The organism is Halothiobacillus diazotrophicus, assembly GCF_001663815.1.
Taxonomy (GTDB): Bacteria; Pseudomonadota; Gammaproteobacteria; order Halothiobacillales; family Halothiobacillaceae; genus Halothiobacillus; species Halothiobacillus diazotrophicus.
This window is the reverse complement of record NZ_CP016027.1, coordinates 845,810-868,473: the sequence shown is the minus strand read 5'-3', so window position 1 is coordinate 868,473 and position 22,664 is coordinate 845,810. Positions and strand designations below refer to the sequence as shown.

The window sequence follows — 22,664 nt, the reverse complement described above, 5'->3', positions numbered from 1 at the left end:
TGCACGAACGCTAAATGGGCGACACAGCGGAATACCATGCCTACCCGGAGACAGGTTTTTACCCAATTGAAATCATCCGTCGCCCCATCTTTCCTCGGTCTTTGGTTGTCCGCCCCCCGATTGAGCGTGCGTTAATTGACACTGGGTGGGCGGCTATTTATTGTATCCGGTTCAATCGGGCGCCGGTCCGGCGGCCCGAATCACCCATACGCTCTTTTAGCCTCAGTAGACTTGCAGGAACATCGTGAACGACCAATTTGCCCGCATCAAGCGCTTGCCGCCGTACGTATTTAACATCATTGGTGAATTGAAGGCGAAGGCGCGAGCGGACGGTGAGGACATCATCGATTTCGGCATGGGTAACCCCGATCAGCCGACGCCGCCGCATATCGTGGAAAAGCTCGTCGAAGCGGCGCGGCGCGGCGATACGCACCGTTATTCCCAATCCAAGGGGATTCCGCGCCTGCGTCGGGCCATCGCGCATTGGTACAAGACCCGCTACGACGTGACGATCGATCCGGAAAAGGAGGCGATCGTGACGATCGGCTCCAAGGAAGGTCTCGGGCATCTGGCGATGGCCACCATGTCGGCGGGCGATACCGTGCTGGTACCGAACCCGGCCTATCCGATCCATCCTTATGGCAGTGTGATTGCGGACGCCGATATCCGCCACGTGCGTCTGACGCCGGAAGTGGATTTTTTCGAGGAGCTGGATCGCGCCATCAAGGAGACCTGGCCGAAGCCAAAGATGCTGATTCTCAATTTCCCGGCCAATCCGACGACGCAATGTGTGGAGCTGGATTTCTTCGAAAAAGTCGTGGCCATCTGTAAGGAAGCCGGGATCTGGATCGTTCATGATCTCGCGTACGCCGACATCGTGTTCGATGGGTACAAGGCGCCGTCGATCATGCAGGTGCCGGGTGCGAAGGACATCGCCGTCGAATTCTTCACCCTGTCCAAGAGCTACAACATGCCGGGCTGGCGCGTTGGTTTCATGGTGGGTAATCCCACCCTGGTCAACGCCCTGGCGCGTATCAAGTCGTATTTCGATTACGGTACGTTCACGCCGATCCAGGTCGCCGCGATTCTGGCCCTGGAGGGCGATCAGACCTGCGTGCAGGAAATCTGCGACATGTACGAGAAGCGTCGGGACGTGCTCTGCGAGGGTTTGAATTCCGCCGGTTGGCCGGTCGAGCCGCCCAAGGCCACCATGTTCGTCTGGGCCAAGATTCCCGAACCGTTTGCACACCTCAAGTCCCTGGAGTTCACCAAGCTGCTGCTGGCCGAGGCCAAGGTCGCCGTCTCCCCCGGGGTGGGCTTCGGCGAGTACGGCGATGACTATGTCCGTTTCTCGTTGATCGAGAACGAACACCGGACGCGTCAGGCGATCCGCGGCATCAAGGCGATGTTCCGCAAGGAGGAGCTGAAGCGCATGGGCGGCAACGCACGACCGGAGGCGCAGGCATGACTCAGGTAGTGGATAATGCCCTGCCGCCGGTGCGCGTGGGCTTGTTGGGACTCGGTACCGTGGGCGGTGGCGTGGTCAACGTGCTGTCCAGAAATGCCGAGGATCTGGCCCGTCGTGCCGGGCGTCGGATCGAGGTGATCCATGCCTCGGCGCGCAATCTGTCTGCGCCGCGCATCTGCTCCCTGGATGGTCTGCTGCTGACGACGAACCCGATGGAAGTCGTCGAAAACCCCGACGTGGACGTGGTCGTTGAACTGATGGGCGGCATGTCGCCGGCCAGTCAGCTCATCCGCCGGGCGTTGGAACTCGGCAAGCCGGTGATCACTGCCAACAAGGCACTGATTGCCCACGAGGGCAACGAGCTGTTCGAGCTGGCCCAGTCGCAGGGCACCGTGGTTGCCTTCGAGGCGGCCGTGGCGGGTGGGATTCCGATCATCAAGGCGATTCGGGAAGGATTGGCTGGGAATCGGATCGAGTGGTTGGCCGGCATCATTAACGGGACCGGCAATTTCATTCTGACCGCCATGCGGGATGAAGGACGGACTTTCGCAGACGTATTGAGCGAAGCGCAGATCCTGGGGTATGCCGAGTCTGACCCGACGTTCGACGTCGAAGGGATCGATGCCGCCCACAAATTGACCATTCTGGCCTCGATCGCATTCGGCATGCCGCTCAAGTTCGATGCGGTGTATACCGAGGGTATCAGTCAGTTGCAGACCGAGGATGTCCGTTATGCGCGCGAGCTTGGGTATCAGATCAAGCATCTCGGCGTGGCGCGCCGTCATGCGACCGGCGTCGAGTTGCGCGTGCATCCGACCCTGATTCCGGAGCGTCGCCTGCTGGCCAATGTCGATGGCGTCAAGAATGCGGTACTGGTGTGGGGCGATGCCGTCGGCCCGACCCTTTATTACGGAGCCGGTGCCGGCGCCGAGCCGACAGCTTCAGCGGTCGTGGCCGATCTCGTCGATGTCGTGCGCACGCTGACCGCCGATCCGAATCACCGGGTGCCGCATCTGGCCGTCGTGCCCGATCAGGTGACGGATCTGCCCATTCTGCCGATGGAAGCCGTCGAAACGGGGTATTACCTCCGCCTGACCGTCGAGGATCAACCGGGCGTGCTGGCGAATATCGCGCGCATTCTGGCGAATCACGGCATCAACATCGAAGCGATGATCCAGAAGGAGGTGAGTGCGGAGACGGCGCATCTGCCTATTGTGTTGCTGACGCACCCCTTGCGGGAAGCGACGATGAATGCGGCCATCGATGCCCTGGAGGTGCTCGAATCGGTGCGTTCGCCGGTGGTTCGTCTGCGTGTGGAGTCTTTGTCCGGTTAGGCGGCTGCGTGCCGGGCGGCTCGATCGTCCCCCGGAATCAACGTCAAAACGACCGTAAAGGCGGAGTGTCCATCTCCGCCTTTTTTTTGACGCTTTGTGTCCAATTGTGTCCCTGGGCAAGAAAACACCCCTGTCTGGACCTGGGGGTGCGAATATGCCTAATTGCCTTAATCGTTGATTTTACAGGATTTATCTGGATTTTTCCTTGTGTCTGTCCGGGCTTCGGCGCAGTTCTGTTTCATTTTGGCACGACTCCTGCTTTGACACTTGCACGTCAACGTAGTTGAGAGATTAAGCCATGGCTGCTTACAGAACCGCTGTCCTCGATTTGTTCAGTGATCCGCACGGATATCGACTGCCGCTGTCCACAGTGCCGCAGGTATTGGCGCATCTGCCGGAGGATGCCGGATTGGCCCATGAACTGATGCTGGTCGCCCAGCGTTGCATGGATCCCCTGAGCCTCCTCAACGAGTTGCTCGATCGCGTTCGTGATCTTCTGCCTGTCTCCGGTTTTGCCTGGCGTCAGGATCACGAGGAGATACGTACGGCCGAGTTTCCCGAGGTCGGTTCGGCGGGTACGTCCCCCCAGGTCATTGATCTGTGCCAGGGCGACGTTCGTCTGGGGCGTCTGATCGTTGCGGCCAGTCGGTCCATGGAGTCGGCGGAACTCGATTGGCTGAATCACCTTGCATCGACCATCGCCTATCCGTTGCGTAATACCTGTCTGTATCAGCGGGCCTTGCTGGAGGCGCAGCAGGATCCATTGACCTGTCTCAAGAATCGGCGGGCTTTCGATAGCGAACTGGCGCGGGAACAAGCCCGGTTCGTTCGCTACGGCATTAAGTCGAGTCTGGTGATTTTCGACCTTAATGGGTTCAAGGCCATCAACGATACCTGGGGACATGATATCGGGGATCGGTTGCTCTCGCTCTTCGCCACCGGCTTGCAACAGATGCTGCGGGAAACGGATCATGCCTATCGTTTTGGCGGTGACGAATTTGCGGCCATTCTGCCGGCGACGAACCTCTACGGTGCCAAAAAAATGGCGAATCGACTCACCGAGTGGTTGGCTGCCCATCCGCTTGTCCTTCCTTCCGGGGAACAGGTACTCATTCGTACCTCTTGCGGTATGGCGGAAACCAGCAGCAACGAACAGGAGCAGGACTGGTTCCGCAGAGCCGATCAGGCCCTCTACCAGGCCAAAAGGGGGAAAAAGCTGCTGGCGGTTTAAGCCAGGCGGCTTTGGTGTTTCCTATTTGAACGCCAGGTGCGCTGGACATGGTGAATCGCGCGGCCACCGGTTAAGCTTGCCGTTTGAAGCGTCGGACCCGTCACGTTGGGGTTTGTGTTGAGCGGTCACCCGATTAAACTTCCGTACGCAGAATTGGCAATATTACTGAACCATTGATGGAGCGTAGGTATGGCAAAGGCAGAAGCACCCGCTGAAGCGACAGAGTCGCCCGCAAAGAAGGGCGGTGGCAAACTCTTGATAATTCTGATGATCGTTATCATCGTCCTGTTGCTGGCGGTCGTCGGCATCGGTGCCTTCCTGCTTCTCAAAAAACCGGCGGCGGATCCCCACGCGGCGGGGGCTGCCGAGACCCATCAGACGGAAGGGCACGACAACAAGGATGATCATGGCGACAAGTCCGCGGGCGAGCACAAGGGGCCGCCGATCACGATCACGCTCGATCAACCGATCACTGTCAACCTTTCCGAACCCAATGACGCCAAGCTTCTTCAGGTTCAGTTGGATCTGATTACCTACGATGCGAAGCTGGAACCGGAGGTCAAGGCCAACCGCGCCGAGATCATCAACGACATCATGTTGATTCTCAGCGATGTCAACGCGGCCAAGCTTCGGACACGCGAAGGCAAGGAAGCCTTGCAGAAGCAGATCAAGGACGAGATCAACAAGATCCTCGAGAAGCGGACCGGGAAGAAGAATGCCCTCGACGATGTCTACTTCACCAAGCTGCTGATGCAGTAGGGGTGCGGATGTGAGTACTGCGGATATTCTCTCCCAGGATGAAATCGATGCCCTGCTGAATGGCGTCGAGGAAGGGGATGTCGCAACCGAACAGGGGGTGGGCGACAAAGCTCAGGCCCGGGCCTACGATCTGACGACGCAGGAGCGCATCGTTCGTGGTCGCCTGCCGACGCTGGAGATGCTGAACGAGCGCTTTGCGCGGAATCTGCGGATCCGACTTGTCTCCATGCTGCGTCGAACGGTGGATATTTCCATCGAAGGCGTTCGGATGGTCAAGTACGCCGAGTACTCCCATGCCCTGTATGTACCAACCTCGTTGACCCTCGTTCATGTCCGTCCGCTCAAGGGGGTGGGCATGTTCATGATGGAGTCCCAGCTCGTCTTCAAGCTGGTGGACAATTTCTTCGGTGGCTTCGGCATGCATGCCAAGATCGAGGGGCGGGACTTCACGCCGACCGAACTGCGTGTCATTACACGGGTTCTGGAGCAGGCGGTAGACGAAGTCCAACGCTCCTGGGCGCCGGTGTACCCGGTGAGTTTCCAGACCGTCAGCCACGAAATGAACCCGCAGCTGGCGAATATCGTGTCCGGTACCGAAGTGGTCGTCGTCAATAGCTTCCACATCGAGGTAGAAGGGGGCGGTGGCAAATTCGATCTCGTCCTGCCTTACGCAATGATTGAGCCGATCCGCGATCTGCTCGATGGCGGCATGCACGGCGATCGGCTCGAAGTGGATGAACGATGGACCAGTGCGCTGAAGCGGGAACTGGGGCTGGCCGAGATCGAACTGTCCGCGACCCTTGGAGAGGCGCGCATGATGCTCTCCGACATCGCGCACATGGAAGTCGGACAGATCATCCCCTTCGAGATGCCGGAAAAGATTACTTTGAGTGCCGAGGGCCTGCCGCTGTACCAGGGCAAACTGGGCGTGCATCGTGGCAACAAGGCGATTCAGATCGATTCCCCGGTTAAGGAGCGTCTGGAGCGGGCGATACACCCGAACGATATCCTTCGTGCGAATGCGAGCGCCAAGGCGAAGGATACGGACGAGTCGATGAACCATTGATCGTAAAAAGGCATAGCGATGGCAGATAGCAATACAGATGAAACGGATGGCATGGATGCCTGGGCAGAGGCCATGGCGGAGCAGGGCGATGCGGAATCCGCCGCTCAGGCCGTCAAGATGGATACGTTCGATACCCGGACCAATCAGGAAGGCAAGGAAAATCCTATCAACCTGGAAGTCCTGATGGATGTGCCGGTCGCCATTTCGATGGAGATCGGTCGAACCAGCATCAATATCCGCAGCCTGTTGCAATTGAATCAGGGCTCGATCGTGGAATTGGACCGGCTTGCGGGCGAGCCGCTTGACGTACTGGTGAATGGCACCCTGATCGCTCGGGGCGAGGTCGTGGTCGTCAATGAGAAGTTCGGCATCCGCTTGACCGACGTGATCAGTCCTGCCGAACGTCTCAAGAAACTTCGCTAGGGATTAAGCCGCATGATTTTTCAGGGCCGAACTATCCTTGGCCGAATCTTGTTTCTATACGGGATCTGGGCGTGTGCGCCGGTGATTGCGGGCACGCCGGGGCATCCGGAAGCCGTGCCCGCCCCCGTGGCGTTCGATCCGCTCAGTACCTCCTATCTGTTCAAGATGATGCTGAGCCTGTTTCTGGTGCTGGTACTGATGTTCGTGGTGGTCTGGCTCATGAAGCGGACCGGCCGGTTTGCCGGACGCGCAGGAAACTATCCGCTCCGGGTACTCACGCAGCTGAGCGTCGGAACGCGCGAGCGCGTGCTGCTCGTGGCCGTGGGGGATCGGCAGATGCTGCTGGGCGTCACCAATGGTCAGATCGAAGCGCTTGGCTGGGTCGATCCGCCGATCGCGCCGGAGGAGCGCCAATCATTCTCGTCCTCGGGGGGGGCTGACCACCCCTTTGCCCGCCTGCTGCAGAACCAGGTCGGAAACCGGCGACAGCCGGCAGATCCGGTGATCGATCCGACGCCCGCCGCGCAGAACGAAAAACCGGTCCCGTCTTCGGAGCCGCGATCTTGACCGCGCCCGCGTTCCGCCAAGGATGCGTGCCGTATCGCTGGGGGCGGTTGGTCCTGCTCCTGCTGATCGCTGTGCTGTTTCCCGCCCATCTGGTCGAGGCGGCCACCCAGCCGGGATTGCCCGGTCTTCCGGCGTTGACCGTGACCACGGGCAACCAGGGCACCGAATACAGCCTCACCTTGCAGATCCTGGCGCTCATGACGGTGCTGACTCTGCTGCCGTCGTTGCTGTTGATGATGACCTCGTTCACCCGGATCATCATCGTGCTTGCGCTGCTCCGGCAGGCCCTGGGGACCGTGCAGACGCCATCCAACCAGATCATGCTCGGTCTGGCACTGTTTCTGACCCTGTTCATCATGGCGCCCGTATTCCAGAAATCGTATGACGACGGCATCAAGCCTTACATGGACCAGCAGATTTCCGCTCAGGTTGCGATCCAGAAGGCGGCAGCACCGCTGCGGACCTTCATGATGAACCAGACTCGGCAGAGCGATATTGCGCTGTTCCAGAACATCGGCCATTACCCTGCCTTCAATTCGCCGGACGACGTGCCCTACCCGGTATTGATGGCGGCCTTTGTCACCTCCGAACTGAAAACGGCCTTCCAGATCGGTTTTCTGATCTTCATTCCCTTTCTCATCATCGACCTCGTGGTCGCTTCCGTCCTGATGTCCATGGGTATGATGATGCTGTCGCCCATGATCGTGTCGTTGCCGTTCAAGATCATGCTGTTCGTGCTGGTCGACGGCTGGACCCTGTTGATGGGGACACTGGCCTCCAGTTTCTACATGGGCGCACCGGTGGGCGGAGGTTGATCATGACCGCAGATACGGTACTTGAACTGACCCGCCAGGCGATGATCGTCATCCTGCTTCTCGCGATGCCGATTCTGCTGACGGCACTGGTGGTGGGTCTGTTGGTGGGCATGTTCCAGGCGGCGACCCAAATCAACGAAATGACGCTGAGCTTCATTCCGAAGCTGTTTGCCGTCGTGGTGGCCATCCTGATCGCGGGCCCCTGGATGCTGCACACCCTGGTGGATTTCACGACGAGTCTCTTTCATCGAATACCCGGCCTGATCGGCTGACATCGCGACGCATGACGCTCTCCCTCGCTCAAATCATGGGATGGGTCGGCGCGTATTTCTGGGTGCTGATCCGTGTGGCGGCCATGCTGATGGTGGCGCCGCTGTTCGGTGCCCGGGGCGTGCCGCGACGCTGGCGTGCCCTCGCCGCCATGGTCATCAGTCTGGTGATCGCGCCGACCTTGCCTGCGATGCCCGCCGTCGATCCTTTATCCGTGCCGGGGGTTCTGCTGGTGGGGCAACAGATTCTCATCGGCGTGGCGATGGGCTTCCTGCTGGGCATGGTGATCAGTTCGTTCGTCATGGCAGGCGAGACCATAGCCATGGGGATGGGACTCGGGTTCGCTCAGACGGTGGATCCGCAGAACGGTGTCAGTGTTCCGCTGATCTCGCAATTCCTGACGATCGTGGCGACCTTGCTGTTCATTGCCCTGGATGGGCCCGCCATGATCGTCAAAATGTTGGCTGATTCGTTCGCCTGGTTGCCGGTTGCCCCGGTGGGCCTGACGGCACTGGATTTCTGGCGTATCGTCGGTTTCGGGCAGGCCATGTTCGTGAATGCGCTGCTGATCGGCCTGCCGGTCATCACCAGCCTGCTGATGGTGAACATGGCCATGGGTGTCATCACGCGCGCGGCGCCCCAGCTCAACATTTTTTCCATCGGTTTTCCCGCGACGCTCCTGATCGGTTTCTTTCTCCTGCTGGTCACCAGTCCGACCTGGTTGCCCAATCTGGAACACTTCCTGCAACAGACCTTGCTATTCATTGGCGATCTGTTGAGACACGGGCGTGGCTGAGAACGAGAACGGACAGGAAAAAACCGAAGAACCCTCCGAGAAACGACTCCGGGAATCCCGCGAGAAGGGCCAGGTCGCGCGATCCCGCGAGTTGAACTCCCTAATCCTCACGGCCGGGTCGGCGATCATCTTTCTCGTCCTGGGGGGGCAGATGTTTTCGGGGATGGCGGGGATGATGCGTCAATCCTTTGTCATGACGCGTGTCGAGATTCTGGATCCCGCAACGATGTTCCGGCATCTTGGGGTGGCGTTCAGTCAGGCTTTTCTGTCCTTTTTGCCGTTGTTCGTGGCTACGGTCGTACTCGCCGTGCTGGCCACCTTGGCCGTGGGCGGTTGGAATTTCTCCACACAGGCGCTGGCGCCGCAATTCAATCGGCTGAATCCCTTACCCGGGTTCAAACGCATGTTTTCCCTCAAGTCCCTGGTCGAACTGCTCAAGACGCTGGCCAAGTTCGTTCTGATCGGGGCCATCGGAATCGGTCTTTTCCTGGCCTTGGAGCATGATTTTGTCGGTCTCGGGATGATGAGTCTTCATCCGGCCGTCGCGCGGGCGGGCAGTCTGCTGGCCTGGGCTTTTCTGGGCCTGTCGATGGGGCTGCTGATCGTGGCCCTGATCGATGTACCTTTCCAGATTTACGAACATAACAAGAACTTGCGTATGACGCGTCAGGAAGTTCGTGATGAATTCAAGGAGACGGAAGGCAAGCCCGAGGTCAAGCAGAAGATCCGTCAGATGCAGCATCAGATGGCCCGGCGGCGCATGATGGAAGCGGTGCCGACCGCCGATGTGGTCATCACCAACCCGACCCACTTCTCCGTGGCGCTGAAATACGATCCCGCCGTCAGCGATGCGCCGATCGTGGTCGCCAAAGGGGCGGACGAGCTGGCACTGACCATCCGCAAAATCGCCAAGGCCCATCGTGTCCCGCTGTTCGAAGCACCACCATTGGCACGATCCTTGTTTGCACATGCCGAGCTGGAACAACCGATCCCCACGGGGTTGTACACGGCGGTGGCTCAAGTGCTGGCCTATATCTTCCAGCTGAGCGCCAACCCCGGTGGCGTCGAGCGTCCTTCGCCCGACGTGCCCGCAGACCTGCAGGTCGGTAGCGACGGCAGGCCCGTGAAAAACAAGGACTCTTAAAATATGAAGGCTTTCCTCGATACATTGGATTGGCGCGGCATCGGCAAAGGCGTCCGTGCCTACCGGGGGCAGGGCATCGGGCCGCCGCTGATCATCGTGATGTTGCTCGCGATGGTGATCGTGCCCTTGCCGCCGCTGGCCCTCGATGTCTTGTTCACCTTCAACATCACGCTGTCGCTCGTGATTCTCATGGTGACGATCTACGTGATGCGCCCGCTGGATTTCGCGGTGTTCCCCACCGTGATCCTGATGGCGACCCTGCTGCGCCTGGCCTTGAACGTGGCCTCGACCCGGGTTGTGCTGCTGCACGGTCAGGAGGGGCCGGGCGCTGCCGGTCATGTGATCAATTCCTTCGGCGAGTTCGTGATCGGCGGCAATTATGCGGTCGGTATCGTGGTGTTCATGATCCTCATGCTGATCAACTTCGTGGTGGTCACCAAGGGTGCCGGCCGGGTGTCGGAAGTCTCCGCCCGTTTTACCCTGGATGCCTTGCCCGGCAAACAGATGGCCATCGACGCCGACTTGAACGCCGGCATCATCAATCAGGAGCAGGCGAAGCTGCGGCGCGAGGAAGTGGCCGCCGAAGCGGACTTCTACGGGTCCATGGACGGTGCCAGCAAGTTCGTGCGCGGCGATGCGGTTGCCGGCATTCTGATCGTGCTGATCAACGTGCTGGGCGGTCTGTTGATCGGGGTGCTGCAGCACGGTCTGCCGTTCGGTCAGGCGGCCCAGACCTACGTACTGCTGACCATCGGTGACGGACTGGTCGCGACCATTCCCTCCCTGCTGATCTCCACGGCGACAGCGATCATCGTCACTCGGGTCGCCTCATCCCAGGACATGGGCAAGCAGGTCCAGACCCAGATGTTTTCCGATCCTCGCGTACTGGGGGTCGCCGCCGGTCTGATGGCGGGTCTGGGTGTGGTGCCCGGCATGCCGAACGTCGCCTTTTTGACGCTTGCCGCACTCGCGGGGGCCGGTGCTTATCTCATCGCCCGCAAGAATCAGGAGCAGGTCCAGGCCGCCGAGCAGGCCGAACAGGCGCCGGCGGACAAGAAACCCGAACTGAAGGAACTGACCTGGGACGATGTTCCGCCGGTCGATGTCATCGGGCTGGAGGTCGGTTATGGCCTGATTCCCTTGGTGGATCGGAACCAGGGGGGGCAACTCATGCCGCGCATCAAGGGCGTCCGCAAGAAAATTTCCCAGGATCTCGGGTTTCTGGTCTCTCCCGTGCATATCCGGGACAACCTGGATCTCAAGCCGGGCGAGTACCGGATCAGCCTGAATGGCGTCCCCATGGGGATGGCCGATATTTTTGCGGACCGGGACATGGCCATCAACCCCGGCCAGGTTTCCGGACCGTTGCAGGGCGTCAAGACGAAAGATCCCGCTTTCGGGCTCGAAGCATACTGGATCGAGCGCAATACCCGCGAACACGCGCAGGCCCTGGGGTATACCGTGGTGGATCCCGCCACGGTCATCGCCACGCATCTCTCGCAGATTCTCACGGAGAACGCGGCGGACCTGTTCGGTTACGAAGAGGCGCAGCAGCTACTCGATACCCTGAAGGAAGGGGCGCCGAAACTGGTCGAGGATCTGGTGCCCAAGACGCTCGCCATGAGCGTTATTGTCCAGGTTCTGCGCAATCTGCTTGAGGAGCGCCTCCCGATCCGGGATATCCGCACGATTGCCGAGACGCTCGCGCGGCACGGTCAGCATACCCAGGATGTGAACCAGCTGACCGAGGTCGTCCGTATCGCCCTGGGTCGAATGATCGTTCAGCACATCAACGGGCTGACCCCCAGCCTGCCGGTCATTACGCTGGATCCACAGTTGGAACAACTCTTGCTTGGTTCTACCCAGCGCGGGGCGGAAGCCGGCCAGTCGACACCGGGCATCGAGCCGGGGTTGGCCGAGCGGTTGCATCAGTCCTTGCGGGACGCCGCCGAAAAGCAGGAGCAGGCCGGGCTGCCCGCCATCCTGCTGGTAGCCCCGCAAATCCGCAGCTGGTTGGCTCGGATGGTTCGGTACTCGATTCGCCAGCTGCATGTATTGAGCTACAACGAAGTACCGGACAACAAGGATATCAAGGTGGTTGCCAGTGTCGGCAATCAACGCAGCATGGCGTGAGCCGTGTCGCGGTCAGAGACAAAGACAGCATGTGCTTCGGATGACGAGGGCAGGGTATGAAGATCAAGCGAATTATTGCGAGCGATATGCGGGAAGCGATGAGCCAGGTTCGCCAATTATTTGGCGACGAGGCGGTGATTCTCTCCAACCGGGCCTGTCCCGAGGGCGTCGAATTGGTGGCGGCCATCGATTTTGACGAGCAGGCGGTTCGTCTGACGGCCGGTCGCCAGTCGCCGCATCGTGTGGCCGGCCTGTCCGATTCGAAACACCAGGAACCAGGCCGGACGCCGGCTGATGCGCCTGCCTCCGTGCCCAAGACGGCTTTGGATGAGACGGGCGGCGCAGGCCATTCCCCCTTCCAGACCACAGCGGAGATGCTCGCTGCCCGCGAGCAGGCGGCGCGTGAACACCTGACCCATGAACAGAGGGCCGCTGCCAGCATCCCGGCTAACGCGAGCACAATGTCAGGTGTCGCCGAGAATACCGAGAACCGGTCTCACCAGATTTCCGGGCTGGCGCAGGAGGTTCCCGGGCTGGCGCAAGGTCATCGGTCCGCTTTTGCCGAGGCTTTGGCCGAACTGAACGCGGAACCGGTTCAGCAACGTCGTCCGATCAAGCCGGAAGCGAAGCCCCGTGTCGCAGTGCCTCGGGCGTCGACGACACAGTCCTGGATGGATCGTTCGATCGACGGGGATGCGCTGGGGGAGTTGCATCAGGAGATCGGTCAGCTTCGCGAGTTATTCGAACGCCAGCTTTCCGTCATGGAGTGGCATCGGTATAGCGCGGCCCATCCACTCGAGCTGGAAACGCGGGAGCGCCTCCATAGCCTCGGTTTGCCGCAGAAGTTGGCGCGGGCTTTTGCCGAAAGTGCCGTGCGCAGCGAACCGGATCGTCCGCTCACGGCCGCACTACGGGCGATCGGCGAGCAGATCAGCATTCCGAATAGCGATCTTGTGCAGAGCGGCGGCATCTATGCGTTCGTCGGCCCGACCGGCGTCGGCAAGACGACGACGCTGGCCAAGTTGGCCGCCCAGGCGGTACTGGCTCACGGCCGCGATTCGATTGCTCTGATCACCACGGATCGCTTTCGGATCGGGGCCCAGGAGCAATTGCGCAACTATGCCCGTATCCTGAACATTCCGCTGCATGTTGCGCGGGACGAGCAGCACCTGGCAGAACTGCTTCCGGCGGTCGCTGATCGACATCTCGTGCTGATCGATACGGCAGGCATGTCGCCTCGGGATTTCCAGATGATGGACCTGCTCAAGAAGATGCCGGCCATCGATCGCCGACTGAAGCTCCTGCTGGTGCTTTCGGCCCAGGCGCAATATAGCGCCATGCAGGATGCGATCACCCGGTTCAAGGCGGTACCGCTGGCCGGCATGATTTTGACTAAACTCGATGAAACGCTTTCTCTCGGCAGTGCGCTGGCGGCGTTGGTTCAGAGTGGATTGCCCTTATGTTGCACCGGTACCGGACAGCGCGTTCCAGAGGACCTCTGGTATCCCACGGGCGCGGATCTGATTACGCAGGCGATCGAGCTCGGGCAGAACGAGGCCGAGGATGAAGAGCCTGAGTTTGCCCCGGTACGGCAGATGAGGGCGTGATTGCAGGATCGCCAGCCGCGAACTCGGGTGCCACGTCGTGTTAAAGATGGTCAACTTCAGGCAGAATTAGCGTCATGCAGAACAATCCAGTCCGGGTCATCGCGGTAACCAGTGGCAAGGGCGGCGTCGGCAAGACCAATGTTTCGGTCAATCTGTCCGTCGCACTCGCCCGGCGGGGTGCGCGCGTCCTCATGATGGATGCGGATCTTGGCCTTGGCAACGTCGATGTCCTTCTGGGGCTGAAATCGCACAAGAACCTCAGCCACGTGCTGGCGGGCGAGGCCAGTCTCGACGACATCCTGATTGAAGGTCCCGAGGGCGTTGGTGTCCTGCCTGCCGCGAGCGGCATCAAGCATATGGCGGAATTGAGCGCGGCCGAAAACACCGGCCTGATCCACGCCTTCGGCGCCCTCCAGCGCCCGGTGGACGTGATGGTGGTTGACACGGCGGCGGGCATTGCCGATTCTGTGGTTCGTTTCTCGCAGGCCGCCAGCGACGTGATCGTCGTGGTCTGCGATGAGCCAGCTTCCATCACGGATGCCTACGCCATGATCAAGGTTCTTTCGCGCGATCATGGCGTTCAGCGTTTTCAGGTGGTGGCGAATATGGTCCGGGACGCGGGCGAAGGACGAAGATTGTTCGAAAAACTGAATATGGCTGCCGGCCGGTTCCTGGACGTCACCTTGATCCATTTGGGCTCGGTGCCGTTCGACGACTATCTGCGTCGCGCGATCCAGCGCCAGAAAACCGTCGTTCAGACCTTCAGCAGTTCCCGTTCGTCCCGCGCCTTCTTCGAGATTGCCGACCAGATCGGCCGCTGGCCTGCTCCCAAGGGCGTAGCGGGGCATCTGCAGTTCTTCATCGAGCGACTGGTCCAGCAATCCGAACCCGATATGGAAGTGTTGTAAATGAACGTTCGCGCCATGTATACCCACGTTCGCACCGGCGGGGCCGAGTCCGTAGTGGCGGAACATGCGCAACTGGTCAAACGCATCGCATTTCACCTCATGAATCGTCTGCCGGATCATATCCAGGCAGAGGACCTGATCCAGGCAGGCATGATCGGTTTGCTGGAGGCGGCCCGTCTCTACGACGCAAGCCAGGGCGCCTCGTTCGAAACCTATGCCGGAATCCGGATTCGGGGGGCGATGCTCGATGAGGTGCGACGCAATGACTGGGCACCGCGTTCGGTACATCGCCGCCACCGGGAAATCGCTTCGGCCATTCACGAAATCGAATCCAGTACAGGGCGAGAGGCCAAGGACCAGGAGGTCTGCGATCTTCTGGGTATTACCCTCGACGAGTATTTTTCCGCGTTGAACGATTCGATACAGGTACGCCTGACCCCCCTCGATCACATGGGCGACGAGCAGGATGAAACGCTGGATGTACCGGACCATTCGGATCAACCCGACACCCATTTGACCAATGAGCGTTTTCACGAGGCGCTGGCCGAGCACATTGCGGCCTTGCCGGAACGGGAGCGACTCGTCATGTCGCTGTATTACGTTGAAGAAATGAATCAGAAGGAGATCGGTGCGGTGATTGGTGTGTCCGAATCACGGGTTTGCCAAATCCAGAACAAGGCAATTCTTCGTCTGAAAGCCTCATTGAAGGATTGGCGTTGATCGACGGCTTAACCAATATAATTAAACAATTGGCCCAGATGGCCGATAATCAACTTTAAACCGCTGCGGGGCAGCATGCTAATTACCGATTATTAGAGGCAAAAAGATGGATCGGAACATGAAAATCCTTGTGGTCGACGACTTCTCCACCATGCGGCGGATCGTCAAAAATCTCCTCAAGGAGTTGGGCTTCACAAACATTGAGGAAGCCGATGATGGCGCAACGGCATTGCCAATGCTCAAGCAGGGCAATTTCGATTTCCTCGTGACCGATTGGAACATGCCCGGCATGACTGGTATCGACCTGCTGAAGGCGGTGCGTGCCGATCCCGCGTTAGCCCACCTTCCGGTTTTGATGGTGACTGCCGAAGCCAAGCGGGAGCAGATCATCATGGCGGCCCAGGCCGGCGTGAACGGCTACGTCGTCAAGCCGTTCAACGGACCGACGCTCAAGGAAAAGATCGACAAGATCTTCGAGCGGACGAGCGCCTAGCGGCGTATTTGCTCGCTCTTGTCCGTCTGCCTCATTTCGGGCAAAGCGTCTGCCAAACGAAAGCCAGAAATAATTGGCACAGTAACCTCCAGAACAATCAAGAAATCAGGACCGAATTGAATGGACAACGCACAAAGAGCCGCCAATCTAGCCAATGCCCAGGCGCTGGTAGCTGCCCTGGAGGCTGACGACGAATCGGAAATCAGCCGTTGCATTGCCGCGTTGGCCGCGAATCAACGAAGCACCGTGTTCGAGGAAGTCGGACGAATGACCCGCGAAGTCCATGAGGCGCTCATGACCTTTGCGGAAGACGAGCGTCTGAACGATCTCACCAAGGCAGACATGCCCGACGCGCGGGATCGGCTCCGTTACGTGATCACCCTGACGGAGCAGGCAGCAAATCGTACCCTCACAGTGGTCGAGGCGGCGCAGCCGATTGCGGATCGCCTGACGGAGCGTTCGCTGCGGCTTCGCAAACAGCTGGCTCAAGTTGCAGGCGATGAAGCCGATAACACACGACTGGTTACTGTTGTCAGCACCGTGTCTGAGTATCTGGAGTCCATTCTCAAGAATGGCGAGATTCTGAAGACCCAGCTGAATGAAGTGATGATGGCTCAGGAGTTCCAGGATCTGTCCGGTCAGATGCTGATGCGCGTGATCGATCTGTTGGAACAGCTTGAGAAAAAACTGGTGGGATTGCTGCGTGTGACAGGTGTACCGGAGACGCGCGCCAAAGATACAACCACGCAAGAGGATCTTAAACAGGGGGTAGGACCACAGATGCCGGGCGGTGGGTCCGATGTCGCCAAATCGCAAGACGATGTGGACGATCTGCTGGCCAGTTTGGGGTTTTGATCTGCGCGGTTGAAAAAAGAGGATAACAACATGGCATTTGAACCCGATAACGAATTGCTGCAGGATTTTTTGATTGAAGCCGGTGAGCTGCTGGATGCGCTCGATACCCAGCTGATCGGTTTGGAGCAGGCGCCTTCGGACAAGAACCTGCTGAATGCCATTTTCCGTGCCTTTCATACCATCAAGGGCGGGGCGGGCTTTCTCGAGGTGTTGCCACTCGTCGAAGTCTGCCACCGGGCAGAGGACACCTTCAATCTGCTGCGCAATGGCGAATTGACGGTCACGCCAGCATTGATGGATGTCATGTTGCGGGTGCTGGATGCACTCAAAGGCATGTTCGACTCATTGCGTGCCGGCCAGCTTCCGCCGTCCGTCGGGCCCGAGTTTCTCAAGGAAATCGAGTTGCTCGCTACATCCCAATCCGCAGCGCCTGCATCAGCCCCCGCCGCACCGGAAGCTCCGGCACCCGAACCTGCCGCGCCCGTCGCGGAAAACTCGGTCGATGATGAATTCGAAAAGATGCTGAGCGACCTTGATGCGGCCGAGAAGGCGCAGGCGCCTGCTGCATCATCGAGCGATGCCTCATCAGAGACCAGCGATCTCATCACGGATGAGGAGTTCGAGAGCCTGCTGGACCAGTTGCATGGCAAGGGAACGTTCAAGCCACAAATTGCCACGGCGGCCCCAGAGCCCCAGATCCCGGCCGATATTGCCCAAGGCGCCAGCGAAGACATTACCGACGAAGAGTTCGAGCGGGTGCTTGACGCCTTGTATGGCAAGGGCCAGGGCCCGACAGCGGCTCCGCCCAAAGCTCAGTCTGCGCCGCCAGAGGCAACACCGGTAGCGAAACCGGTCAAACCGGCGGCTGAAACAGTAGAGAAGCCCGCCGCAAAACCGGCTGAGACCAATCAGGCCGTGCCGCCAGCCATGGATAAGCCGAAGACCGCAGCCGTGGCTGCAGGCGAGAGTGCCAAGGGCGAGACTACCGTTCGGGTCGACACCGAACGACTGGATTTCATCATGAATCTGGTTGGTGAGCTCGTGCTGGTGCGCAACCGCATGAATACGCTCAAGCTGAGTTTCGAGAACGAGGAGGTCACCCAGGTCATCGCAACCCTGGATATGGTGACTTCCGACCTGCAGGGTGCGGTGATGAAAACGCGCATGCAGCCGGTCAAGAAAGTATTCGGTCGTTTCCCGCGCGTTGTCCGCGACACGGCGCGGATGTTGGGCAAGGAGGTCGAGCTTGTCCTGGAAGGTGAGGAAACCGATCTGGACAAAAATCTGGTGGAAGCATTGGCTGATCCGCTGATCCACCTGGTGCGTAACTCGGTCGATCACGGGATCGAAATGCCTGATGTGCGCATTGCAAGCGGTAAGCCTGCTCAGGGAACGGTGATCCTGTCAGCCGCTCAGGAGGGGGATCACATCCGTCTCTCGATCAGTGATGACGGTGCCGGTATGGATGCGGAGGTACTGCGTCGAAAATCAATCGAGAAGGGGTTGCTGACAGAAGATGCTGCATCTCGTTTGACCGAACAGGAGTGCTTCGAGCTCATTCTCTTGCCGGGCTTCTCGACGAAGGAGCAGATTTCCGATATCTCCGGCCGCGGCGTCGGAATGGATGTGGTGAAAACGGCCATTACTCGGCTATCCGGTCTGATCAGTATCGACTCCGTGCTCGGTGTCGGTACCACCATCAATATCAAGGTGCCATTGACACTGGCCATCTTGCCGACGCTCATGGTCGTCGTCAGTGGCCGCAAGTATGCGATTCCGCTGGGTATCGTCAGCGAGATCTTCGAAATGGCGGACAAGGAGATCAACGTGGTGGACGGACAGGCCACGATCATCGTGCGCGATCGTGCCTTGCCGTTGTATCGCCTGAATCACTGGTTGGCTCTGCCGGGCGAAACAGTCACGTCCCGGGCAACCAGCGACCTGGTCGTCATGGTTCAGGTCGGCGCGCAACTGATTGCGCTTGTCGTGGATTCGGTCATCGGTCAGGAAGAGGTCGTGATCAAGCCGCTGGGCGAGTTGCTGCACAACGTCGGTGGCTTTGCCGGCGCCACGATCACCGGCGATGGCCATATCGCGCTGATTCTCGATTTGCCCGGACTGATGCGTCGCAACATCAGTCAACGTTATAAACCCAAACTAAAGGTCGTTGCCTAGATCATGACGATTGGAGTGTTGATCGTCGATGACTCGGTATTTTTTCGGCGTGCTTTGAGGGATCTGATAGGAAAAGACGATCGTTTTTCAATTATTGGCGAGGCAGTGAATGGGCGTGATGCCATTCTCAAGGCCTGCCAGCTGAAACCCGATCTGATCACGATGGATGTCGAGATGCCGGTCATGGATGGTATTTCGGCGGTACGGGAGATCATGAAGCGCTGCCCGACGGCAATCATGATGCTTTCCTCGCTTACCCGCGCCGGTGCCGAAGCGACGCTTGAAGCGCTTGATGCCGGGGCGATGGACTTCTTTGCGAAGAGTTCGGCGGATATGAAGGAGGCATTCGGTGAAGGCGGGCGGTTCCTGTTGCCAGCGCGTTTGCGCATGTTGGCTGCGCGTGCGAAGTGCCGGGTCCATACGACCCTCCCGGCGACACGGTTTGTTCCGGATGCCAGTCTCGTGCCGGTTTCCGGTGGTGCGGAACGCGGTATCGTCAGTCGGCGGGGGATTGTCGCCATCGGGTCCTCCACCGGGGGACCGGCGGCCCTGCAGGTCGTGCTCCAGGGAATTCCCGCCGACTTCCCGGTGCCGATCATGGTGGCTCAGCACATGCCGGCAGCCTTTACGCAACCGTTTGCGAGCCGATTGAACGAGAATGTGGCGATCACCGTCGTGGAGGCGGGCGATGGGGTCAAGCTTGAACCGGGGACCGCGTACATTATCCCTGGGGGAAAGCACGGGGAGGTTGTCCAACGGGGTCCGGCGTTGTTCTTCGTGCTGCGCGAGCCGCAGCCCAGCGAGCATTTTCGCCCAAGCGTGAACATCATGCTGCAGTCGCTGGTTCGAACGCTGGGTGGCGATATGCTTGGGGTGATTCTGACGGGCATGGGAGATGATGGCATGATCGGTGCTCAGGAAGTTCGCGGTGCGGGCGGTCATATCTGGGCTCAGGATCAAGCCACGAGTGTGATTTACGGAATGCCGGCGGCTGTGGCAAAGGCAGGACTCGTCGAGGCGGTCCTTCCCTTGCAGAATATCGGTCCAGCGATTGCGAGGTGTGTACGATGAACATTTGGGCAGTAGCCAATCAGAAAGGGGGCGTGGGGAAGACCACGACCAGCGTGACCCTGGCGGGGCATCTCGCGCAGCGTGGACAGCGCGTGCTGCTCATCGACATCGATCCCCATGGTTCCATGACCACCTATTTCGGTATGGAACCGGATGCGCCCGGGGCCAGCGTGTATTCCCTGTTCAAGGCGGCCTCCGAGGGGCGGGTTCTGAACCCGATGCGGATCATTCATCCGACGGCGTTTGAATCCATCAGCCTGATGCCCGCCTCAACGGCGCTGGCGACGCTCGATCGGCAGTTGGGCAAGCAGGACGGTATGGGGCTTGTATTGAAGCGAGCCCTGTCAACCCTGACCGACCAGTTCGATGCCGTCATTATCGACTGCCCGCCGATTCTGGGCGTCACCATGGTCAATGCGCTCGCCGCGGCGCACTTTCTGTTGATTCCGGTTCAGACAGAATTCCTCGCCCTCAAGGGGCTGGAGCGGATGTTGCGCACCCTGACCATGGTGCAGCGCTCGCGGAAGTTCCGCCTCGAGTATCTGATTGTGCCGACCATGTACGATCAGCGGACGCGTGCCTCCCGCGATACCCTGCAAACGCTGAGAGATCAGTATTTCGGCACGGTATGGACCGATGTCATCCCAATCGACACTTTGTTTCGCGAAGCGAGTCGCCTTGGTAAGCCGCTGTCGTTCCTTCAGCCGGAAAGCCGGGGCAGTCACGCCTATGCCGCGTTGCTGGACTGGCTGCTTCCGCATCAGCGCCAGAGCGAAAACATGTCCAAGCCTGCTGCGGGCGGTCAGGAACTGGATGACCATGCTGATAGCCAGGTGCTCGGCAGTACCCGCTCCCGAGTCGTTGAGGAGATTCTGCGATGAAATCCTTTCACCATGCTTCCGGAGAGGAGTCCCTGCACTTTCTGGTAGAGCAGGACGCGGCCATTGACGACTACCTGGCCGGATTGCTGAATGATCTCGGCGATACCGCAATGACGGCCACACCCTCCGCGGTGGATCCATTCCTTCGAAAAACCAATCCGGTCGGCCTTGCTATCGTGACCCGTTCGTCGGTTGATGATGTCGAGCGAACCGGTGCCGCCATCCTGTCCGAGCACCAAGAGCCAAGGTCTACTGATCGATTCGACGCTCCGGTAGATACGTTGAATCTGGATCTGCCCGAAGACGCCGACGAAGAGGCGACGGATCTGCCGATGCTGAATGCCGAGCCCCAATCCTCGGTGGAAGCGCTTCAGTCGGATGCCCCGCACGCCGAAGCGCCGGTGGTTGCGGATAGTGAGCCTGTGACGACGATGCCGATCGCGTTTGCTGAGGATGAGTCCGTCTTATCGATTCAGGAACCCGTCTCGGTCGCGCCTGGATCCAGCGAGCCGGTCGGTCCGGAAATCGTTCCGGCGACGAAACCCTGGCGGATTTTTGCGATTGGCGGCGTCAAAGTCGGTCTCCCGATCAGTGAGATTTACGATGTATTGACGTCGCCGTCGATCGAACCGCTGAAAGGGGCACCTGCGCACGTGGCCGGCACCGTGTTGCATCAGGGGCGTCGGCGCATGGTGCTGTCATTGGCCAGTTGGTTCCCCGGCGCGGTTGTCGCGACGCCGCATGTCATTCTGCTGGGAGCCGATGGTCTGTGGGGCGTCGAGGTCGGTCACGAATTGATGGATCTGCCGTGGGACGAGTCGATGACGCAATGGCGTTCCGATGACGAGCGGGCAGGGGCTCGGCCCTGGCTTGCCGGCGTCAACCGGTCGGCCGGCGTGGCGTTCCTCACAGTACCCGCATTGCGGGCCGCCTTGAAGTCCAGCCGGTAGCAATTTCGCAGGTCGAATAACACAGGAAGCATTCTGATGAGCCAAACCGAATACAACATTAGAAATCCAGAAGCGCTCGATGACATGGGCATGGAGCAGACGCCGGTCGTTCTGACCCGTTGGGTAACGTTTACGGTAGCGGACGAGGTGTACGCCCTGAATGTGCTCGATGTTCAGGAAGTGCTCCGGGCTGCCGAGATCACGCCGATTCCCGGCGCCCATCCGGCGATTCGGGGCATCATCAATCTGCGCGGCAATGTGGTGACCATCCTGGATGCCCGAGTGTTCTTCTCGCTACCTGAAAAACCCTTCGACGACGACAGTCGGATCATGGTCGTCGAGTTGCGCACCGGAGAAGTGGCCGGGATCGTCGTCGATAGCGTGGCTGAAGTCATCACGCTGGACGAGGACGATGTGAACGATGCCAAACGCACGAGTAACGACGAGGGATCCGAGCATATTCTCGGCGTCGTCCCGCAGAGTAGCGACAAAGGTAATGACAAGCTGATTATTCTTGTCGATCTGAAGGGATTGTCCGATCTTTCCACGAAATGAACGCTTCCTGGTTAATCGGCTTTTCCGGAGCCGCCATGATCGTCGCGCTGCTATCCTTGCTATTCGCGGCGCGTGTCTCGGCTAAATTCAAGTCGAGTCAGGCCAATGTGCGTTGGCTCCAGGGTCAACTGGAGCGTATCGAAAACGAACAGGGCTCCATCGAGTCCGCATTGGCTGGGCTGGGGCGGCATATGGACGGCTTTGATCAGAAGCTCGTCCAGCTTTCGAAGCGGATCGAGCATACGGAAACCCGCTTTGCGAGTTTGGTCGCCCAGGACGATGGCGATCGAAGCTTCGCCCATGCGCTTCGTCTGAGTGCCCAGGGCCGTGTGACGATGCAGGAATTGGTCGATGATTTCGGGTTGTCCGAAAGCGAAGCTCAGTTGCTCCTGAGGATCAACAACCCCAGTTGAGCCTTTCGCAGTTGAGTGCCCAAATCGCCG

23 protein-coding genes are annotated in these 22,664 nt (G+C 59.5%); all 23 read left to right on the top strand.

Annotated elements, in window-relative coordinates; all coding sequences use genetic code 11:
• The first annotated feature begins 244 nt into the window (after positions 1 to 244).
• The 23 genes from alaC to A9404_RS03765 all read left to right on the top strand — a co-directional run bounded on the left by alaC (position 245) and on the right by A9404_RS03765 (position 22,634).
• On the top strand, positions 245 to 1,468 hold the full coding sequence (gene alaC / locus A9404_RS03875) for an alanine transaminase (protein WP_066098844.1): 1,224 nt from the start codon (positions 245 to 247) through the stop codon (positions 1,466 to 1,468).
• Positions 1,469 to 1,488: 20 nt separating this feature from the next.
• On the top strand, positions 1,489 to 2,802 hold the full coding sequence (locus A9404_RS03870; protein WP_066102751.1) for a homoserine dehydrogenase: 1,314 nt from the start codon (positions 1,489 to 1,491) through the stop codon (positions 2,800 to 2,802).
• Between the two features lie 298 nt (positions 2,803 to 3,100).
• Positions 3,101 to 4,033, top strand: a complete 933-nt coding sequence (locus A9404_RS03865; protein ID WP_066098842.1) for a GGDEF domain-containing protein — start codon at positions 3,101 to 3,103, stop codon at positions 4,031 to 4,033.
• Positions 4,034 to 4,222: 189 nt separating this feature from the next.
• The gene (locus A9404_RS03860) at positions 4,223 to 4,792 is read left to right on the top strand and encodes a flagellar basal body-associated FliL family protein (RefSeq protein WP_066098840.1); all 570 of its coding nucleotides are present in this window, start codon (positions 4,223 to 4,225) and stop codon (positions 4,790 to 4,792) included.
• A gap of 10 nt (positions 4,793 to 4,802) precedes the next feature.
• Complete coding sequence (gene fliM / locus A9404_RS03855) at positions 4,803 to 5,858, top strand: flagellar motor switch protein FliM (RefSeq protein ID WP_066098838.1); 1,056 nt, start codon at positions 4,803 to 4,805, stop codon at positions 5,856 to 5,858.
• Between the two features lie 18 nt (positions 5,859 to 5,876).
• Positions 5,877 to 6,281 carry a flagellar motor switch protein FliN gene (gene fliN / locus A9404_RS03850; RefSeq protein WP_066098836.1) on the top strand — a complete coding sequence of 135 codons (405 nt, stop codon included), beginning with the start codon at positions 5,877 to 5,879 and terminating at the stop codon, positions 6,279 to 6,281.
• An 81-nt stretch (positions 6,282 to 6,362) separates the two neighbouring features.
• Positions 6,363 to 6,848 carry a flagellar biosynthetic protein FliO gene (fliO, locus tag A9404_RS03845; RefSeq protein WP_231880944.1) on the top strand — a complete coding sequence of 162 codons (486 nt, stop codon included), beginning with the start codon at positions 6,363 to 6,365 and terminating at the stop codon, positions 6,846 to 6,848.
• A complete protein-coding gene (gene fliP, locus A9404_RS03840) occupies positions 6,845 to 7,663 on the top strand; it encodes a flagellar type III secretion system pore protein FliP (protein WP_407645328.1) in 819 nt (272 codons plus the stop codon). The genes fliO and fliP overlap by 4 nt, the downstream gene beginning before the upstream one ends.
• 2 nt (positions 7,664 to 7,665) lie before the next feature.
• A complete protein-coding gene (fliQ, locus tag A9404_RS03835; RefSeq protein ID WP_066098833.1) occupies positions 7,666 to 7,935 on the top strand; it encodes a flagellar biosynthesis protein FliQ in 270 nt (89 codons plus the stop codon).
• An 11-nt stretch (positions 7,936 to 7,946) separates the two neighbouring features.
• A complete protein-coding gene (gene fliR / locus A9404_RS03830; protein ID WP_066098831.1) occupies positions 7,947 to 8,729 on the top strand; it encodes a flagellar biosynthetic protein FliR in 783 nt (260 codons plus the stop codon).
• Positions 8,722 to 9,873: a flagellar biosynthesis protein FlhB gene (flhB, locus tag A9404_RS03825; RefSeq protein ID WP_066098828.1), complete on the top strand. Its 1,152-nt coding sequence runs from the start codon at positions 8,722 to 8,724 to the stop codon at positions 9,871 to 9,873. Before fliR ends, flhB begins: the two co-directional genes overlap by 8 nt.
• Before the next feature lie 3 nt (positions 9,874 to 9,876).
• Positions 9,877 to 12,006 carry a flagellar biosynthesis protein FlhA gene (gene flhA / locus A9404_RS03820; protein WP_066098826.1) on the top strand — a complete coding sequence of 710 codons (2,130 nt, stop codon included), beginning with the start codon at positions 9,877 to 9,879 and terminating at the stop codon, positions 12,004 to 12,006.
• Positions 12,007 to 12,062: 56 nt separating this feature from the next.
• Positions 12,063 to 13,613 (top strand): flagellar biosynthesis protein FlhF, encoded by a 1,551-nt coding sequence (gene flhF / locus A9404_RS03815; protein ID WP_066098824.1) that lies wholly within the window; start codon positions 12,063 to 12,065, stop codon positions 13,611 to 13,613.
• Between the two features lie 74 nt (positions 13,614 to 13,687).
• Complete coding sequence (locus A9404_RS03810; protein ID WP_066098822.1) at positions 13,688 to 14,521, top strand: MinD/ParA family protein; 834 nt, start codon at positions 13,688 to 13,690, stop codon at positions 14,519 to 14,521.
• On the top strand, positions 14,522 to 15,241 hold the full coding sequence (locus A9404_RS03805; protein WP_066098820.1) for an RNA polymerase sigma factor FliA: 720 nt from the start codon (positions 14,522 to 14,524) through the stop codon (positions 15,239 to 15,241).
• 106 nt (positions 15,242 to 15,347) lie between these two features.
• Positions 15,348 to 15,734: a chemotaxis response regulator CheY gene (gene cheY, locus A9404_RS03800; RefSeq protein ID WP_066098817.1), complete on the top strand. Its 387-nt coding sequence runs from the start codon at positions 15,348 to 15,350 to the stop codon at positions 15,732 to 15,734.
• A 120-nt stretch (positions 15,735 to 15,854) separates the two neighbouring features.
• Positions 15,855 to 16,589 (top strand): protein phosphatase CheZ, encoded by a 735-nt coding sequence (locus tag A9404_RS03795; RefSeq protein WP_066098814.1) that lies wholly within the window; start codon positions 15,855 to 15,857, stop codon positions 16,587 to 16,589.
• 30 nt (positions 16,590 to 16,619) lie between these two features.
• Positions 16,620 to 18,764, top strand: a complete 2,145-nt coding sequence (locus A9404_RS03790) for a chemotaxis protein CheA (RefSeq protein WP_066098811.1) — start codon at positions 16,620 to 16,622, stop codon at positions 18,762 to 18,764.
• Between the two features lie 3 nt (positions 18,765 to 18,767).
• Positions 18,768 to 19,835, top strand: a complete 1,068-nt coding sequence (locus tag A9404_RS03785) for a protein-glutamate methylesterase/protein-glutamine glutaminase (RefSeq protein ID WP_066098809.1) — start codon at positions 18,768 to 18,770, stop codon at positions 19,833 to 19,835.
• Positions 19,832 to 20,716 (top strand): ParA family protein, encoded by an 885-nt coding sequence (locus A9404_RS03780; RefSeq protein ID WP_082922719.1) that lies wholly within the window; start codon positions 19,832 to 19,834, stop codon positions 20,714 to 20,716. The genes A9404_RS03785 and A9404_RS03780 overlap by 4 nt, the downstream gene beginning before the upstream one ends.
• The gene (locus A9404_RS03775; RefSeq protein WP_066098807.1) at positions 20,713 to 21,666 is read left to right on the top strand and encodes a chemotaxis protein CheW; all 954 of its coding nucleotides are present in this window, start codon (positions 20,713 to 20,715) and stop codon (positions 21,664 to 21,666) included. Before A9404_RS03780 ends, A9404_RS03775 begins: the two co-directional genes overlap by 4 nt.
• 36 nt (positions 21,667 to 21,702) lie before the next feature.
• Positions 21,703 to 22,221 carry a chemotaxis protein CheW gene (locus A9404_RS03770; protein ID WP_231880943.1) on the top strand — a complete coding sequence of 173 codons (519 nt, stop codon included), beginning with the start codon at positions 21,703 to 21,705 and terminating at the stop codon, positions 22,219 to 22,221.
• Positions 22,222 to 22,256: 35 nt separating this feature from the next.
• Positions 22,257 to 22,634 (top strand): DUF2802 domain-containing protein, encoded by a 378-nt coding sequence (locus tag A9404_RS03765; RefSeq protein WP_066098805.1) that lies wholly within the window; start codon positions 22,257 to 22,259, stop codon positions 22,632 to 22,634.
• Positions 22,635 to 22,664: the final 30 nt, after the last annotated feature.

Bases quoted from the DNA above. Each gene is read 5' to 3' on its own strand.
- A9404_RS03860 (WP_066098840.1), top strand. From the start codon at position 4,223: ATGGCAAAGGCAGAAGCACCCGCTGAAGCGACAGAGTCGCCCGCAAAG.
- fliR (WP_066098831.1), top strand. From the start codon at position 7,947: ATGACGCTCTCCCTCGCTCAAATCATGGGATGGGTCGGCGCGTATTTC.
- A9404_RS03795 (WP_066098814.1), top strand. From the start codon at position 15,855: ATGGACAACGCACAAAGAGCCGCCAATCTAGCCAATGCCCAGGCGCTG.
- A9404_RS03785 (WP_066098809.1), top strand. From the start codon at position 18,768: ATGACGATTGGAGTGTTGATCGTCGATGACTCGGTATTTTTTCGGCGT.
- cheY (WP_066098817.1), top strand. From the start codon at position 15,348: ATGGATCGGAACATGAAAATCCTTGTGGTCGACGACTTCTCCACCATG.
- flhF (WP_066098824.1), top strand. From the start codon at position 12,063: ATGAAGATCAAGCGAATTATTGCGAGCGATATGCGGGAAGCGATGAGC.
- fliN (WP_066098836.1), top strand. From the start codon at position 5,877: ATGGCAGATAGCAATACAGATGAAACGGATGGCATGGATGCCTGGGCA.
- flhA (WP_066098826.1), top strand. From the start codon at position 9,877: ATGAAGGCTTTCCTCGATACATTGGATTGGCGCGGCATCGGCAAAGGC.
- A9404_RS03805 (WP_066098820.1), top strand. From the start codon at position 14,522: ATGAACGTTCGCGCCATGTATACCCACGTTCGCACCGGCGGGGCCGAG.
- A9404_RS03775 (WP_066098807.1), top strand. From the start codon at position 20,713: ATGAAATCCTTTCACCATGCTTCCGGAGAGGAGTCCCTGCACTTTCTG.
- fliQ (WP_066098833.1), top strand. From the start codon at position 7,666: ATGACCGCAGATACGGTACTTGAACTGACCCGCCAGGCGATGATCGTC.
- A9404_RS03865 (WP_066098842.1), top strand. From the start codon at position 3,101: ATGGCTGCTTACAGAACCGCTGTCCTCGATTTGTTCAGTGATCCGCAC.
- A9404_RS03810 (WP_066098822.1), top strand. From the start codon at position 13,688: ATGCAGAACAATCCAGTCCGGGTCATCGCGGTAACCAGTGGCAAGGGC.
- A9404_RS03770 (WP_231880943.1), top strand. From the start codon at position 21,703: ATGAGCCAAACCGAATACAACATTAGAAATCCAGAAGCGCTCGATGAC.
- A9404_RS03780 (WP_082922719.1), top strand. From the start codon at position 19,832: ATGAACATTTGGGCAGTAGCCAATCAGAAAGGGGGCGTGGGGAAGACC.
- A9404_RS03765 (WP_066098805.1), top strand. From the start codon at position 22,257: ATGATCGTCGCGCTGCTATCCTTGCTATTCGCGGCGCGTGTCTCGGCT.
- A9404_RS03790 (WP_066098811.1), top strand. From the start codon at position 16,620: ATGGCATTTGAACCCGATAACGAATTGCTGCAGGATTTTTTGATTGAA.